The organism is Hahella sp. HNIBRBA332, assembly GCF_030719035.1.
GTDB lineage: Bacteria > Pseudomonadota > Gammaproteobacteria > Pseudomonadales > Oleiphilaceae > Hahella.
Genome location: NZ_CP132203.1, coordinates 4,495,845 through 4,511,716, shown reverse-complemented (window position 1 = coordinate 4,511,716; position 15,872 = coordinate 4,495,845). Strand labels below are relative to the sequence as shown.

The 15,872-nt window shown below is 54.3% G+C and carries 10 protein-coding genes; 6 read left to right on the top strand and 4 right to left on the bottom strand.

The window, feature by feature from the left end; all coding sequences use genetic code 11:
* Positions 1-357: 357 nt before the first annotated feature.
* From O5O45_RS19965 to O5O45_RS19955, 3 genes are all read right to left on the bottom strand, one after another.
* Positions 358-3,660 carry a hypothetical protein gene (locus tag O5O45_RS19965; RefSeq protein ID WP_305901108.1) on the bottom strand — a complete coding sequence of 1,101 codons (3,303 nt, stop codon included), beginning with the start codon at positions 3,658-3,660 and terminating at the stop codon, positions 358-360.
* 102 nt (positions 3,661-3,762) lie between these two features.
* Complete coding sequence (locus tag O5O45_RS19960) at positions 3,763-7,161, bottom strand: hypothetical protein (RefSeq protein ID WP_305901107.1); 3,399 nt, start codon at positions 7,159-7,161, stop codon at positions 3,763-3,765.
* Positions 7,154-7,684: a hypothetical protein gene (locus tag O5O45_RS19955; protein WP_305901106.1), complete on the bottom strand. Its 531-nt coding sequence runs from the start codon at positions 7,682-7,684 to the stop codon at positions 7,154-7,156. The genes O5O45_RS19960 and O5O45_RS19955 overlap by 8 nt, the downstream gene beginning before the upstream one ends.
* 362 nt (positions 7,685-8,046) lie before the next feature.
* Here O5O45_RS19955 and O5O45_RS19950 point away from each other — a divergent pair, with 362 nt between their 5' ends.
* From O5O45_RS19950 to O5O45_RS19920, 6 genes are all read left to right on the top strand, one after another.
* Positions 8,047-9,363, top strand: a complete 1,317-nt coding sequence (locus O5O45_RS19950; RefSeq protein WP_305901105.1) for an ABC transporter substrate-binding protein — start codon at positions 8,047-8,049, stop codon at positions 9,361-9,363.
* 133 nt (positions 9,364-9,496) lie between these two features.
* Positions 9,497-10,357 carry a carbohydrate ABC transporter permease gene (locus O5O45_RS19945; protein ID WP_305901104.1) on the top strand — a complete coding sequence of 287 codons (861 nt, stop codon included), beginning with the start codon at positions 9,497-9,499 and terminating at the stop codon, positions 10,355-10,357.
* 7 nt (positions 10,358-10,364) lie between these two features.
* Entirely contained in the window at positions 10,365-11,195 is an 831-nt protein-coding gene (locus tag O5O45_RS19940; protein ID WP_305901103.1) for a carbohydrate ABC transporter permease, read from the top strand.
* An 18-nt stretch (positions 11,196-11,213) separates the two neighbouring features.
* A complete protein-coding gene (locus O5O45_RS19935; RefSeq protein WP_305901102.1) occupies positions 11,214-12,320 on the top strand; it encodes an ABC transporter ATP-binding protein in 1,107 nt (368 codons plus the stop codon).
* A complete protein-coding gene (locus tag O5O45_RS32020) occupies positions 12,313-14,574 on the top strand; it encodes an L-iditol 2-dehydrogenase (protein ID WP_371747857.1) in 2,262 nt (753 codons plus the stop codon). The genes O5O45_RS19935 and O5O45_RS32020 overlap by 8 nt, the downstream gene beginning before the upstream one ends.
* Positions 14,575-14,590: 16 nt before the next feature.
* Positions 14,591-15,469, top strand: coding sequence for a helix-turn-helix domain-containing protein (locus O5O45_RS19920; RefSeq protein WP_011395239.1), 879 nt, complete (start codon positions 14,591-14,593; stop codon positions 15,467-15,469).
* Positions 15,470-15,484: 15 nt separating this feature from the next.
* Here the strand turns inward: O5O45_RS19920 and O5O45_RS19915 are convergent, their stop codons facing one another.
* Positions 15,485-15,664: a hypothetical protein gene (locus tag O5O45_RS19915; RefSeq protein WP_305901101.1), complete on the bottom strand. Its 180-nt coding sequence runs from the start codon at positions 15,662-15,664 to the stop codon at positions 15,485-15,487.
* Positions 15,665-15,872 lie beyond the last annotated feature (208 nt).

Below are 15,872 nucleotides of genomic sequence, written 5' to 3'. Positions count from 1 at the left end.
TTTAATCAAAAGATTATGGTGTTCTTTTAATGTGGTTTAGGTCAATGGGAAATCCGGTATAAAGCAAAGGTTTAGCGTGGATTAGGTCACGCCGGGCAGGGTTGTTTAATAGGCTGCCTGGACACAGGCAGGGTTAAGTTTTCCCAGCTGAAAACCTGACTGCAACGAATGACGAAGTCCGCTCGCAAGGCTCCAGAAGCGCTTCGCATCGTTTCGCGCCTAATGGAACGCGAGGATGTCCCCAAAATATAATCTCCGCTATATGAATAGTTGGAGATTTAGGAGGAGTCTAAAGAATAGGCGCACTAGAGCGCGCCTTTCCTTTATTTGAAAGTCACCATTGGCGTGGCTTTGGTGTTACTTGGCTTTGATGTGATAGCCAAGGATCAACGACTCCAGAATGATGGACTTCGCCAGATGGATAGCTTCAGCTTCGGAGGCGCAGTCAATTTGAGCCCGGCTTTCACTTTCTTGAGGAGCGCCATGTAAGTGGAGGCCTGTGAGAGAGCATTCGAATAAGACGCTGGTATGGCTTACCTTGAGGTTAAGGTGATGGAAAGGCCCATTGACCTCGTCACGCATGCTCTGCTGCAAACATATGGTTTCCTCTAGGGATACTGAAATGGCGTGCAAAGGCGGTAGCTGCTCTCTGCTTATGGCTAATGCCTCCAGATCCAAGGGCTTGTAGTCGCTGTATTCGTGGCCTGAGCGCGCAATCTGGTCCAGACGCTGTAGGCAATCCAGGCTTTGAGACGTGTTTGCAATAGCGAGAATGCGCGGTAAGCGTCGCAAAGTAGGCTCCTCGTTACACTGTTTTCCCCCCGGTAAACCCCGGGTCCGGAACTCCGTTGCGGCGCATAGTGCGGAGATGGTGGCGGGCTTGTCGCCGCCAAGCGTCCAGGCCCGCGCCGCTAGCAGATCTAACCAGTGCATAAAGCGCGGCTCTACGTTATGTAGCTGGGTGAGAATCTCCGCTTCCGTTGCTTGATATAGCCAATGCCTGATATCGGCTTCAGGCTCTATGGTGCGCATAAGGTAAAGAGTTTTAGTCATCTGCGAAGGTTTTATATGGGGTAACTCAAGCAGCTCTGCAAATGCAGGTAAAGCCCCAACTCCCTGAATTCGCAACGCTAATAGTCCATTCCACACTTTGAGGGAGCCTTTCTCATCAATGCTATACTGCAGCATCTCTTTGAGATAAGCGGATAGTGCTGCAATGGCCTCAGGGTGACGATACTCTTCCTTTATAATCCGCTCACATACACTTTCAGCAAGGTATTTTTCAGGGTGCTTGAAAGCATCAGGGAGATCTTCTGGTTCCACATCCGTCGCATACTCGTCTTCATCATCAAATTTAGGCAACGCTTCAGGAGCGACGCCGAGAGCGTATAGTGCGTCTCTGGCGGCTTCTTTGATGATAGCGTGTGCAATGTCGAAAATACTGGCTTCTGAATATATGTTATAGCGGATGTCTGCTTCAAAATCCGTCAGCTTGAGTTCGGCGGTAGCTCGTAGAGGGCCGTAGGTTCTGGGGTTATTGTTACGATTTCCCAGCAATCGGCGTGTCCATTCCCGCCAATGTGCATTTTGCGGATCATCTTTCAGCAAGGGGTAGAGCAGCCCGGATTTGATATCCAGGTCGTAGTAGGGGGCGATGGTTTTTCTCTCAAACAGTGACTTCGCTGCTTGAATCGCCGCATTCGGGTCCAGTTTGGTCCAGGCGATGACGGCTTCGGTGTACCTCACCAGCGTGAACTCTCTTAAGAAGCTGTTTGCGTCATTAACGTCAAGGTGGGTAATGCGAGTTACGTAGTCGGCGATAAACCCAGTGTGCTGCTGCAACCCTAGATCGCCAACCACTTGCAGAGCGTCACCAAAGGCGCGCTTGAATAATGTCGGGAGGTCGCGGAAGCTGAGGATTTTTTCTGCAATCTGCTCGGCCGCCGGCATACGTTCTTTCAATACCCAATGCACTGCCGCCAGATAGTGGTTCTGTATGTCTGACATGTTGCTCAAGGTCAGCCCTTCCTTTTTGCGTTTCTGTGAAAGGGCTTCCTCATTCCGGCGGGCGACTTCCAGTATATCGAATAGCCGCCAGGCGGCTTTTTGCAGAACCTCATTACGGCGGGGATGCTTGCTGCTGTGCAGACATTGAATGACATACTCCAGACGATCATCTTCTGGACGCAGTTGCAGTACGGCGGCCTCCAATGCGGAAAGGGCGTTGTCATCGTCGTATTTGCCGAGCGTCAGGGTTATGCCGGGATAGGCTTTCTTGTTCTCAACATCGAACTTCAGCCCTGAGCGGAAGGCGGCGGCGATGGGCAGCGACAGGCGTGAATCCAGCATATCTGGACGCCAACTGTATGGCCATTCGTTATGGGCGTAATCAGTTCTTTCGCTGAAGTAGGCTTTGACAATGCTGGCGAAACTTTCGTCTTTGGCGGCGATCGCTTTCAACGCCAGGTCATGCATGGCGACATCGTCGGGGTACTCCGCTATTAACGCCAACGGATCCGCGCCTTTTTCTATTTGCTCTTGGAAAGCCTTCGGAGTTAACCGTTTGGTCTGGGTTTCGCCCCTGGCCTTGAGCAGCGCGGCGCGCAAGCTGGGTTCAAGCTGCTCCGGCGCGCAATTAGCCTGAGTCTGGGTTATCAGGTTGCTTATTTTTTTACGATTCAAGCTTCCGAATCTCACCGAGCCGGTTTTTTGCTCCAAGGCCGCGAGCGTCTTGCTCAACGCCTCTGCAAGAGCCTGGGTGATGGCGCCCAAGGCGCTGGCATGCTTGACCAGATTGATGGTTTCGCGGCAAGCGTTGTGATTGCCAAGAAAGAAATGCGCGAGCATCCAGTAGGTCGCCAGCGCGGGCTCTTGAGTAAGCAATGGCTTCTCTTGTTCGTAAACATCAAAGGCCGGCGCCTTGTCCATTTTGGCGGCGAAGGCGTGGATTGGTTCGCCGGAAGGGTGGCCATGCATCCACTCCGTGCGGGCGAATAGTTGCTTGGGATCGTGGTAAAAGGGGCGCTGCTTGATCTCCGCTTCGGCGAAGGCGTTAAAGTCCTCAATCGCATGCAAGGCGGCGTCGGAATGTTTACAGACCCATTCCTCCTCCTCACCGGATTCTGAAATGTGCGGGCCTTCCGGCCAGCGGTTGACGATGAAGTCTGCGATTGAGTAATACTCCTCCGTGGAGGGCTCGCCACACTCGTGGTCAAAGATAATCACGCGGGCTGTTCCCAAGGGAGACGGCAGCATATTGACGAAGCAGGCGTCTCCGCTGGGGTCTTCACCCAACATCGCCATACCTGTCAGCAGGCGCAAAATCATCTCAAAATCGGACAGCGAGGCTGCGATAACCTCAGGGCTGGTACTTTGGGGGCGACTTAACGGCTCCCCCTCCAGCACCCAGGTATCAAGAATGGCGTCGCTATGGCGATGGTAGGCTTCCAGGCACTCCGCCAACTCAATAACTTCGTCGGGGACGGGGTGACCAAACAAGGTTTCCGTTTCCTTCGCACTGTCGTGGAAGTGGCCTTTTTGTCTCTGGGCGATGTCTAAGAAGTCCTTTCTATCCGTGTCCTGATGCAGCATGTAGTAACTCATGATTTCTGCGAGCCTGCCGCCCAGCAGGTCATTGCGCGTCAGTATGGGATTATTCATGTTTTATCCGGGTTGCTGTTTTTTCAGTGAGACAATTATTCCTGTGCGCAGGAATCGCGTTGAAAGGCGCGATGGTGCGCGCCTTGTTGACGAAACGCTTTATTAACCGCGTTTCTTTGTTTTTTTAGGGACAGGTTTATCTTGATTGTAGCCAAGAATCATGGCCTCAAACGCCATGGATCGCGCCAGTGATAGCGCGGCGTTTTCATTCTGGAGGGGGATCTGTCCCGCGCTCTTCAGCTCCTCGTCCTCCATACAGGTGCGGAAGTAGAGATTGTGCACGCCGCACTCAAACATGACGCTGTCGCTGGTGGGGGTAATCGTCAGCGTGTAGATGGCTTCGTCATCGTCGGGGCCTTTAATAGGCTGCTTGAAACGGATGGTTTCGCCTTTGCTGACTTGGAACGCATTTGCATCGGGCATGGCGCGGCGGCGGGATAGGCTGCTGGCATTGAGAGGGTACAGATCCGCCTTGTCTATACAGCGCTTGAATTTCTTTAAACTGCTATCTATGCGTTTATCGCCTTTGAACCGCGACAGGATCTGCGGCAGTCTGATCAGCGTCGGTTCTTCATCGCTCCAGTCCCCCAGTGGAAATGACAAGCGGTGATCCATCGCTTGAGAGAGCGCATTGAGCAACGGCTCCGAATCCTGATCTTTAGTGAGGGCGACGGCGTGTGCGGCGATTAAATCCAGCCAGGGTAGAAAACGGGGAGCCGGATTGGCGAGTTGCGCCAATAGCTCAGTTAAGTCTGCGCCGTATAACCACTCGCGTAAGCTGGCTTCAGGCTCCACGAAACGCATGGTATAGAGAATCGAGTTGAAATGGTCCGTCGCCATATGCTCCAGTTGCAGTAGGCTGGCCAATACAGGCTGAGCGTTTACTCCCTGAATACGCAAGGCGCGCAGTCCCTCCCTTGCTTCGACTCTATCAGTGTCGTCTCCGCTGTATTGCAACAGGTCTGTTAAATATTGGGATAAAGCCGGTATGGCTTCCGGAGAGACGTGGTTTTCCTTGTAGATGCGCTTGCATACATGGTCCAGATCGTGTCTTTCCGGATGACCCAGGGCGTCAGCGAGCTTGTCCACATCGACATAACTGGCGAACTGGTCTTTCTTCCTTTGAGTCGGGGCTTCGGCGCAATCTTCATTGAGTGCGCGATAACTGTCCCAAGCGATTTCTTTGAGCAGAACTTGTTCGGGAAATAAGTCGTTATAGCCGGAGTAAAGATGATAACGGACGTCCTCCATCAGCGACGTCAGCTTAAGTTCCCCCGCTGCGCGCAGGGGGCCGCAAATGCGCGTGGCGTTACTGCGATTACCCAACAGTCGGCGCGCCCAGCCCAATAGTTCGGCATTATCCTTATCATCCTCCAACAAGGCGTAGAGCTGCCCGGATTTGATTTCCAGGTCGAAATACGCACTCTCAGTTTTGCGCTTAAATAGTTTTTTAGCGGTGGCTTTGGCCGCCTTAGGATCTAACTTGCACCAGGCGATGGCGGCCTCAATATAGTTCAGCAGTGTGAGGTCTTCGATGGTCATTTCAGTATCGTCAACTTCAATCGCTGCGACACGCGTTACGTAATATTTAGCGAACTCCGCATGTTCTTTCAGGTCGTGGTTACCGGCGAGCCTGAAGGCGTCTCCCAATATGTGCTTGAACAACCTGAAATGCTCACGGTTACCGAGAAGCTTGTCGGCGACCTGTAAGGCTTCGCTGGAGCCTTCCTGCAAAAATATATGCGTCGCCGTTAGATAATGGTTCTTCACATCGATCATATTATCCAGCGTCGGGCCTTCCTCTCGGCGCTGCTGGGCTTGCTCCTGCTGATTTTTCAACGCGGCTTCCAGAATATCGAACAGTCGCCAGGCGGCTTTGCCCATCATTTCGTTGCGACGGGGATGCTTGCTGCCCTGCAAGCATTGAATGACATACTTCAGGCGATCATCGTCCGGAGGCAGTTGCGATACCGCTGCTTCCAACGCAGCCATTGCGTTGTCGTCGTCATACTTACCAAGAGTCTGGGTGATGCCCGAGTAAGCTTTTTTATGATCTGCGTCGTACTTCAACCCGGATTTAAACGCAGCAGCCAAAGGCAGTGACAAGCGCTTGTCTATAAGCTCTGGCTGCCGCTCGTAGGGCCACTCATTAAACGCGTCTCTAGTGCGCTCTTTGAAATAGGCGGTGACTATTTTATTGAATTCACTGTCTTGTTCCGCCAGGGCGGCCAGCGCTAAGTCGTGTGTTGCGACGTCATCGGGGTATTCTTCTATCAGAGTAAGCGGGTCGACGCCGTTGGCGAGACGCTGTTGGCATTCTTCGGGCTTTAATCGCTTTATCTGAGTTTCGCCTCTGGCTTCCAGCAATGCTGTGCGATGCTTTGGCTCCAGGTGCTCCGGGGAGCAATTGGCTTGAGTCTGGCTTATCAGGTCAGTTATTTTTTGATGGTCAAGACGTCCGAATTTTGCTGAGTCCGGCTTGGTCTCCAAGGCGGTCAGTGTCTCATCCAGCGCCTCTGCAAGCGCTTGCGTAATGCTTCCCGGGGCATTGGCCTGTTTGACCAGGTTAATCGTATCGCGACAGGCTGCATGATTACCCAGAAAGAAATGCGCGAGCATCCAATAGTTCGCCAGCACTGGCTCTTTATCGAGAAGTGGTTTTTCCCGCTCGTACACTTCAAACGTTGGGGCTTGATCCATTTTTGAGGCGAAGGCGTAAGTGGGACGTCCGGAGGGATGACCATGCAGCCAGTCTGAGCGGCTGAATAACTGTTTGGGGTCGTGGTAGTAGGGGCGTTGTTTTATTTCCGCTTCGGAGAAGGAGTTGAAGTCTTCTATGGCTTGTTTGGCGGCGTCGGAGTGTTTGCTGAACCACTCTTCTTCCTGGAAGTCTTCCTCGTACTCCTCCTCATCCTCATCCTCTTCATCATCTTCGTCCTCATCATCCATGTCTTCGTCGTCCGGCTCTCTCTGGCAGTCCTCCTCCCAACGGTCGGCGACGAAGTCTGCAATGGAGAAGTATTCTTCGGAGGACGGCTCCCCGGTTTCGTGATCATAAACGATCACTCGGGCCGTACCGAGAGGAGAGGGGAGCATGTTGAGAAAGCAGGTATCGCCGCTGGGATCTCTGCCGATAATTTCGAGCCCGGTGAGCAGGCGCATAATCAGTTCGAAGTCACGGAGAGAAGTGGTGATGTCTTTGGCGCTGACTTTGTTAGGCAGGCTCATCATTTCGCCAGCAAGCATCCAGACATCTTGGGCGACGCCACTGTATCTGTTATAGGCGGTCATACACTCTTCGGCTTCGATAACTTCAGCGGGGACGGGGTAGCCGAAAAGCGCCTCCACGCGTTTGGCTTTGTCCTCGAATTTACCTTTTTGCTTGCGGGCGATGTTTAAGAAGTCCTTTCTGTCCGCGTCCTGCTGCAGCATGTAGTAGCTCATGATTTCCGCCAGCTTGCCGCCCAGCAGGTCGTCTCGCGTCAGTATGGGATTATTCATTTTTACTTCCAGGAAATGCAGGTCTCATAAATGAATGGCGTGTTTGTTCTGACAAACAGCATAACTCATATTTCGACATATCCCGAACCGACACCCGGGCCAGGAAAAATCCATGGCGCTTGAACATCAGGTAGGAGCGGAATACGACGAAATTGATCGATTCCGAGGTGACTTGTGGGGTGATGTCGTCAGCGCCATGGCCAGTGTAGGCTTCGATTCCGGCCCAGTAAGGCGAGTCGGCGCACACCAGTTCTCCCATATGATTGAGTTTGCAGAGTATCTCCGCCATGCCTTTGGATTGCGAAGGCGCAAAATGGCTGACGAATACGCCGTTTTGGATCAGCAGATTGTTCAGGTCCGCAATGTCGCAGACTTCTTCTTCGATATTATCGTTGGCGTACACTAGCTTGAAGCGGGTGAGCCGTGCGATATCCTGGTAGGTGGCGCGTTCCTCAAGCTCGGTCACTGAATAAAGAGTGAGCTCCCAACCAACGCCACAGATTTTTCCCGCCACTTTTGTCATTGTCTTCTTCCAACTCCCTCAATCGGCCTGGTCAGCGTTGAGTGTCGCTATCGCATCCGGTCGGCGCCGGATGCAGAAACATAATAGACGCCCATAACCGCACGCCACCTGGGGTGTACCCTAGGCGACGGTGAATAAACGCTTTGCAACACTGGCTGACTTTGCCGATTCCCTGAAGATCTACGTTATATATGTACTGAATTTACAAAATTATCCCGATTTCATGGAAATTTTGTCAAAAAAGTATAATTTTTTCGATGGTAGGTATTAGAGTTGGAAACTGGATTGGCGCATAGTAATTCTGCTTTAAGTCATTAAGGCCCCCTTTGAATATAAAAATAACACTTCTTCGGAGGTAACCTATGAAGTTTCTATCCCGCGCTGCGCTGGTTTCGGCAGCGACCATTTCCCTGGGGATCTCGTCTCTCGCGTCAGCGGTTGAGGAAATCACAATCGCTACCGTCAACAACGGCCACATGATCGAAATGCAGAAGTTGAGCAGCCATTTCGAAAAGGCCAATCCAGACATCAAATTGAAATGGGTGACGCTTGAGGAAGGCGTGTTGCGCCAGAACGTCACGCAGGACATCGCCAATAAAAGCGGCTTGTACGATGTGATGACCATCGGCATGTACGAAACGCCGATCTGGGGCAAACGCGGCTGGTTGAAGGAGATCAAAACCGACGCGTCCTATGATGTGGACGATATTCTACCGGCGGTTCGTAAAGGACTATCCGTCGACGGCAAACTCTATGCGGCGCCTTTTTACGGCGAAAGCTCCATGATCATGTACCGCAAGGACCTGGTGGAAAAAGCGGGCATGACTATCGAAGACCGACCCACCTGGGGACATATCAGAGACGTTGCGGCGGCGCTGCATAAGCCTAAGGACGGCGTTTACGGAATCTGTCTGCGCGGCAAATCCGGATGGGGCGATAACATGGCGTTTATCTCCACCATGGCCAACTCATTTGGCGCACGCTGGTTCGATGAGAAATGGAAGCCGCAGCTGACTACGCCGGCCTGGACGCACGCCGTCAGCTTCTATGTTGATCTGTTGAAGAACTACGGCCCGCCTGGCTCCAGCTCCAACAGCTTCAATGAGATTCTGGCGCTGTTCAACGAAGGCAAGTGCGGCATCTGGATCGACGCCACTATTGCTGCGTCATTCGTCAGCGATCCCAAACAGAGCAAGGTTGCAGACAAGGTCGCCTTTGCTCAATCGCCCGTCGCTGTGACCGATAAAGGCGCCAACTGGCTGTGGGCGTGGTCGCTCGCTATTCCCGCCGCGACCAAGCATGCTGAAGCGGCGCAGAAGTTCGTCACCTGGGCCACTTCCAAGGACTATATTCAACTGGTGGCCGAGACGCAGGGATGGGGCTCGGTTCCCACCGGCACGCGCACCAGCACCTACGAAAACCCTGAGTTCCTGAAAGCGGCGGTATTCGCAGCGGCGGAGCTCAAGGCCATCAACTCCGCCAATCCGGAAGACAACACACTGGAGCCGTCGCCTTATATCGGCGTGCAGTTCGCCGCTATTCCTGAGTTTCAGGCGATCGGCATGGCGACCGGGCAGATGTTGACCGGCGCCTTGACGGGCAGCGTGTCCGTTGAAAAAGCGCTGCAGTCCGCCAATGTATCGGCGGATCGTCAGATGCGTCAGTCCGGCTATTACTGATCCGCACTTCGCGACATGAGACAGGCCGCCTGCGCCGTCGTGTTTATGGGCATTCACGGCGGGCTGCAGGCGGCGACTCAAAGCGCGAAGCCGTCTGCGGATCTTAAGAACCCAGTTACCAGAGAGTATTTCGATGCAACGTGCTGTAACGCGAACGTTACTCGCTCCGTCCGTCATCTCACTGTTGTTGTGGATGATCGTGCCCCTGGCGATGACGATATATTTCTCCACCATCCGTTATAACCTGCTGTACCCTGGCGAGCATAACTTCACTGGCTTGCTGAACTACGAATTTTTCGTCACCGATCCCGGTTTCTGGCCGGCGGTGAACAATACGCTGATCCTGCTGGGATCGGTGCTGGCCATTACGGTGGTGCTTGGCGTGGCGTTGTCCGCCTTGATCGACCAGCCTTTCTTTGGTCGCGGCGCCGTGCGCGTATTGCTGATTTCTCCATTTTTCGTCATGCCTACGGTCAGCGCGTTGATCTGGAAAAACATGATGATGAACCCGGTTTATGGCGTATTCGCCTGGATTTCCCAAATGTTGGGAATGGAGCCGATGGACTGGCTGGCGGATGTCCCCCTGTTTTCCATCATTATCATGGTGAGTTGGCAGTGGCTGCCGTTTGCAATTCTGGTATTTGTCACCGCGTTGCAGTCTCAGGATACCGAGCAAAAAGAAGCGGCGCGTATGGACGGCGCCACCAGCTGGCATATTTTCCGCTATCTCACTATTCCCCATCTGGCGCGTCCCGTCGCCGTGGTGATCATGATCGAAACTATATTCCTGCTGGTGGTGTTCGCCGAAATTTATGTTTCCACCGGCGGCGGTCCCGGTTATGACAGCACCAATCTGGCGTATCTGATTTACTCCCAGGCGCTACTGCAATTCGACGTGGGCATCGCGTCCGCAGGCGGCCTGTTTGCGGTGGTGTTGGCCAATATCGTGGCGTTTTTCCTGATTCGCGCCATCGGCAAGAACTTAACGGTGTGAGGCGCTTATGAATCTGAAGCAAAAAAACCAACTACGCACCTGGCTGGTGGGCGTCTCCGCATGGGGGATCGCGTTGCTGCTGTTTTTTCCGATCCTGTGGATGTTTCTGACCTCGTTTAAAACCGAGCTGCAGGCGATTTCCACGCCGCCCACACTAGTGTTTGAACCGACATTGGAGAACTTCTCTCTGGTGCAGGAGCGCAGCGATTACTTGAAGCACGCCATTAACTCCATTGTGACGTCCTTCGGCGCGACCATTCTGGCGTTGCTGATCGCCATACCCGGCGCATACGCCATGGCGTTTTATCCCGGTAAGCGCACCAAGGATCTATTGCTATGGATGTTGTCCACCAAAATGCTACCGGCGGTGGGCGTACTGGTGCCGATTTATATTCTGTTCCGTGATTACGGGCTGCTCGATACGCGTATTGGTCTGATCATCATTTTCACCATGATGAATCTGCCCATCGTGGTGTGGATGCTGTTTTCTTACTTTAAAGACATCCCCAGGGAAATACTGGAAGCCTGCAGGATGGACGGGGCCAGCCCCATGGGCGAGGTGGTGAAAATCGTCATGCCGCTGGCCTGGGGCGGTATCGCCTCCACCGGCCTGTTATCTATCGTGCTGTGCTGGAACGAGTCGTTCTGGTCTCTCAACCTGACCGCGGCGGACGCGGGCACGCTGACCGCCATGATCGCCTCTTACTCCAGCCCTGAGGGTCTGTTCTGGGCCAAGCTTTCGGCGGCTTCCACGCTGGCCTGCGCGCCCATCGTCGCGTTCGGCTGGTTGTGTCAGAAGCAGTTGGTGCAGGGCCTGACGTTCGGCGCCGTGAAATAGTTTTCGAGGATTTATCCAATGAGTTATCTGAATATTAAAGATCTGCATAAACATTACGATCAGTACCATGCTATTCGCGGCGTCAATCTGGAGATCCAGGAAGGGGAGTTTATCGTTTTCGTTGGCCCGTCCGGGTGCGGTAAATCCACGCTGTTGCGTTTGATTGCGGGGCTTGAACTGGTCTCCGAAGGCTCTATCCATCTGGACGGACGGGATATCACCGAAGCGCCGTCTTCCAAACGGGATCTGGCCATGGTGTTCCAGTCTTATGCGCTGTATCCGCATATGACCGTGGCGGAGAACCTTTCCTTCGCCTTGCGTCTGGCGAAACGACCGCAGGCGGAAATTGACCAGAAAGTGCGTTCCGTCGCCGCATCCCTGCAACTGGATAAACTGCTGGCGCGCAAGCCACGCGAGTTGTCCGGCGGGCAGCGGCAGCGGGTCGCCATAGGCCGCGCCATCGTGCGGCAGCCCAAAGTCTTTTTGTTTGACGAACCGTTGTCGAATCTGGACGCCGCTCTGCGGGTGCAGATGCGTCTTGAACTGGCGCGTCTGCACAAGCAATTGGGGACCACCATGATTTACGTGACTCACGATCAGGTAGAGGCGATGACGCTGGCTGACCGGGTGGTCATTCTCAATCAGGGCCAGATCGAACAATGCGGATCTCCCATTGACCTATACCAGCAGCCGGCGAATCGCTTTGTCGCGGAATTTATCGGCACGCCGAAGATGAATATGTTGGCGATCGATCAAGTGATTCACGGCGGCGAAAGCGTCGAAGTGCGTGCGGCTGACGCCCATTTGCGTCTTCCGGCGCGGGTGTTGGCGGACAATGTCAGCGCGGGGTGGAGTCTGGGAGTGCGGCCTGAGCATATCCATATCGCACCGATAGGCGATGGACCGGTGCAGGGGCGTATTGAACTGATTGAAAACCTGGGCTCGGAAGCCTATTGCCATGTACAGGTGAACGGTTGCGGCAATCTGGTGGTGAAATCCGCCGCGCGCAGCGGTTTGCTGGAAGGTCAGCAAGTGAGCCTGAATTTTGATGCGGAAGAGATGCGTTTATTCAATCCGCAAAATCAGGCGGTGTATGTGAATGGCGGGGAGACGGCTCATGTCTGATAAGCGTTCTGGGGCGAACGACGCGACTTTGCTCAAGCTGTCCTATGATCGTTCGCAAGTAAGATCGTCGGTCGTCCATCTTGGCGTAGGCGCTTTTCATCGGGCGCATCAGGCCTATTATTTCAATGCGCTGCTGGCCCATGAAGACTGCCTGGATTGGGGCATTACAGGGGTGAATCTTCGGCCCGCCGATAGCCCCGCGTTTGCTGCGTTGCAGGCGCAGTCTGGAAGCTATGTGCTGAAAACCGTCTCGCCCGAAGGTGAGGCGCGCTATGAAGAAATTGGTGCGCTGATTCGTTTGCTGGATGGCGCGGTGTCTCCGCAAAGCGTGGATCAATGCCTGGCGGACGGACAAACGCAATTGGTCACCATCACGGTGACGGAGGGCGGATACTATCTGAAGGAAGATGGCCTGCTGGATGTCGCCCATCCTGAAATCGCCGCGGATCTGCAGGGCAGTGGGCGCAATACGTTATATGCGTTCCTGCATGCAGGCCTGAGAGCGAGAATGCAGTCCATGCAGGGGCCTGTCACCCTGCTGAGCTGCGACAACCTGCGCCATAACGGCGATACCCTGAAGACTGGTTTTACCCAGTATTTGCAACTGGTCGGGGACGCCGAGCTGTTGACCTGGCTACGTGACAACGCGAGCTTCCCCAACGCTATGGTGGACCGCATTACGCCGCGCCTTTCTCCTGAACATTCCCGTGACGTAAGGACGCGATTCGGTGTCGCCGACGCGTTGACGGTGATGGCGGAAGACTTTGTGCAGTGGGTGATTGAAGATGATTTCGCCGGACGGCGTCCGCCGCTGGAGCGCGTCGGCGTGACGCTGGTGGATCAGGTGCAGCCCTATGAGGAAGCGAAAATCCGCATTCTCAACGGCGGCCATACCGCACTGTCCTATTTGGCCGCTTTGCGCGGATTTCCCACCTACGACGCCGCGGTGCATGATCCTGAGCTGAGAGTATTTGTAGAGGAATTTGAAGAGCAGGAGGCGATTCCGGCGTTAGGCGATTCGCCCCTGGATTTACACGCCTACTGGCGCAAGGTGCTGGCCCGCTTCGGCAACCGCAATATCGGCGATCGTATTGAGCGCATCTGTGCGGACGGCGGCAGCAAGTTCCCAATATTTATTCTACCGACTTTGCAAGGCGGCTTCGCCGCCGGCCGCACGCCGGAGCGAACGCTGCAAGCCATCGCGTATTGGTATGTCTTTATGCAGCAAGTGCGCGCCGGTCAGGCTCCGATTGCCTATTACGAGCCGGAATGGCCGCGGCTGGAAAAACTGTTATCCGCCCCGGATGCATTGGCGCGTTTTGTCGCCGACGCCAAGCTCTGGGGAGATCTGCCGCAGCGCTATCCTGAATTCGGCGACTTGCTGCGACGTCATATTGAGTCGGCGTCTCGCGCTTTTAACGACATTCCCTCTTTTAAAAGGAAAGACACTGTGAGTTATCCCATCGAAAACCTGACTAACCTGCAGGGTAAAACTGCCTTGGTGACTGGCGCTGGCGGCGGTATTGGCGCGGCTGTGGCGGAGGCGTATCTGGCCGCCGGCGCTTCTTGCGTGCTCTGCGACTTGCCCGCAACGCCGTCGAAAGAGGCCGCTGCAGTGTTGGAACAGTACCCTGAACGCGCCTGTTATGTGCAGGCGGACGTGACGGATATGGCGTCGGTGGACCGTCTATTGGCGCAGTCGGTTGAACGCTTTGGCGGCGTGGATATTCTGTTCAACAACGCAGCGGTATTTGACCTGGCGCCGCTGCTGGAATCCAACGAAGCCATGTATGAACGGATATTTTCCGTAAATGTGAAAGGGGCCTTTTTCACGATGCAGAAAGTGGCGCAACACATGGTAGACTCGCAGAGACAGGGCAGAATCATCAATCTGGCGTCCCAGGCTGGGCGTAGAGGTGAGGCGTTAGTATCGCACTATTGCGCGAGCAAAGCGGCGATCATCAGCTATACGCAGTCGGCGGCGCTGGCGCTGGCCAAGCACAATATCACTGTTAACGGGATCTCTCCAGGGGTGGTGGATACTCCTATGTGGGAGCAGGTGGACGCGTTGTTCGCCAAATATGAAAACCTGCCTTTGGGCGAGAAGAAACGGCGGGTGGGACTGGATGTGCCGCTTGGACGCATGGGCGCGCCGGAGGATATCTGCGGCATGGCGCTGTTTCTGGCGTCGCCGGCCTCAAACTACATTACGGCGCAGACATTCAATGTGGATGGCGGCAACGTCATGAGCTGAGCAGTAGGTTAAGTCGATGCGGAAGATGAATAAAGGCGTGCCGGAAATCGAGTTGACGGATCGCAGCGCGGGCACCGTGCGTTATATCGAGCATGGATTCCCCAGCGATTTGATTCGTTGGCACGTGCACGAGGAGTACGAGCTGCATTTCATCGTCGCCACCACCGGCAAAGTCTTTATCGGCGATTATGTAGGGCTGTTTGGGCCGGGACAGTTGATTCTGACTGGCCCCAGGCTGCCGCATAACTGGATCAGTAAGAATGACCCGGAGTCCGAAGTGGAGCTACGGGACATGTTGCTCCACTTCAATCACGACACCATTGAGCAGGGCATCAAAGTCATTCCCGAACTGAGCCAGCTGCTGCCGATGCTGGAGCGTGCGCGCTCCGGCATCGAATTTATCGGCGTCGATCTTGATGAGGTGCGCAGCCGCTTCGCAGAGATCCGCGACGCCACCGGGCTGGCCCGCATTGTGCTGTTTTTTGATTTCATGAATGAGCTGGCGGCCTGGCCGAATTACCGCATGCTTTCCACCATGCAGATCAACTCGAAAGCCAATGAGACCATGCAACGCAAGATCAATACGGTGGTGGAGTATGTGATCAATAACATTGAATCGCCGATCAGTCTGCAGGAGGTGGCGGAGTTGGTGGGGATGACGGACAGTCATTTCTCGCGCTTCTTCCGCAAGGCTACCGGCAATCGTTTTGTCGAGTTTCTCAATCGTATCCGCGTCAGCCGAGCATGCTGTCTGCTGGCGGAAACCGATGAACAGGTGGCCAGCATCTGTTTTCAGGTGGGCTTCAATAATGTCGCCAACTTCAACCGGCGTTTTCAGGAGTTGAAGGGGCTTACGCCCAGAGAGTACCGGCAGCAGGCGACCCAGCGTTTTTAGCCAGGCTGGGATGCGTTACTCGTTCTCCACTTTCGCCTTGACCGCTTGGATTTCCTCCAGTTTGACTTTCAGTATAGCCTCCAGCTTGATGAGCTTTTCCAGCGTGTCGACGTCTTTTTGCCGTTCGTACAGTTGAGTGACGGTGCGGGTGATTTCATTGAGAATCGGATGCAGCTTTTCGAACTCCTCAGCCATGGCGTGTCCTCCTACATTCTGAATAGACACCTGATAAAGTTTTTGTACCCAATACTAATTTTATAGAAGCAGAACACAGCTTTCGCCAGCCCGGCGCCACTGTGCGTCGTCACGCAGGGAATACGTCGAAATGCTAATGGCTCGGCGTTTGTACGGCGAAATGCCGCGGGAGACAGGGCCTGGCATACCCAGGCCCTGTCGGTTGCCG

Bases quoted from the DNA above. Each gene is read 5' to 3' on its own strand.
- O5O45_RS19965 (WP_305901108.1), bottom strand. From the start codon at position 3,660: ATGAATAATCCCATACTGACGCGCAATGACCTGCTGGGCGGCAGGCTC.
- O5O45_RS19960 (WP_305901107.1), bottom strand. From the start codon at position 7,161: ATGAATAATCCCATACTGACGCGAGACGACCTGCTGGGCGGCAAGCTG.
- O5O45_RS19955 (WP_305901106.1), bottom strand. From the start codon at position 7,684: ATGACAAAAGTGGCGGGAAAAATCTGTGGCGTTGGTTGGGAGCTCACT.
- O5O45_RS19950 (WP_305901105.1), top strand. From the start codon at position 8,047: ATGAAGTTTCTATCCCGCGCTGCGCTGGTTTCGGCAGCGACCATTTCC.
- O5O45_RS19945 (WP_305901104.1), top strand. From the start codon at position 9,497: ATGCAACGTGCTGTAACGCGAACGTTACTCGCTCCGTCCGTCATCTCA.
- O5O45_RS19940 (WP_305901103.1), top strand. From the start codon at position 10,365: ATGAATCTGAAGCAAAAAAACCAACTACGCACCTGGCTGGTGGGCGTC.
- O5O45_RS19935 (WP_305901102.1), top strand. From the start codon at position 11,214: ATGAGTTATCTGAATATTAAAGATCTGCATAAACATTACGATCAGTAC.
- O5O45_RS32020 (WP_371747857.1), top strand. From the start codon at position 12,313: ATGTCTGATAAGCGTTCTGGGGCGAACGACGCGACTTTGCTCAAGCTG.
- O5O45_RS19920 (WP_011395239.1), top strand. From the start codon at position 14,591: ATGCGGAAGATGAATAAAGGCGTGCCGGAAATCGAGTTGACGGATCGC.
- O5O45_RS19915 (WP_305901101.1), bottom strand. From the start codon at position 15,664: ATGGCTGAGGAGTTCGAAAAGCTGCATCCGATTCTCAATGAAATCACC.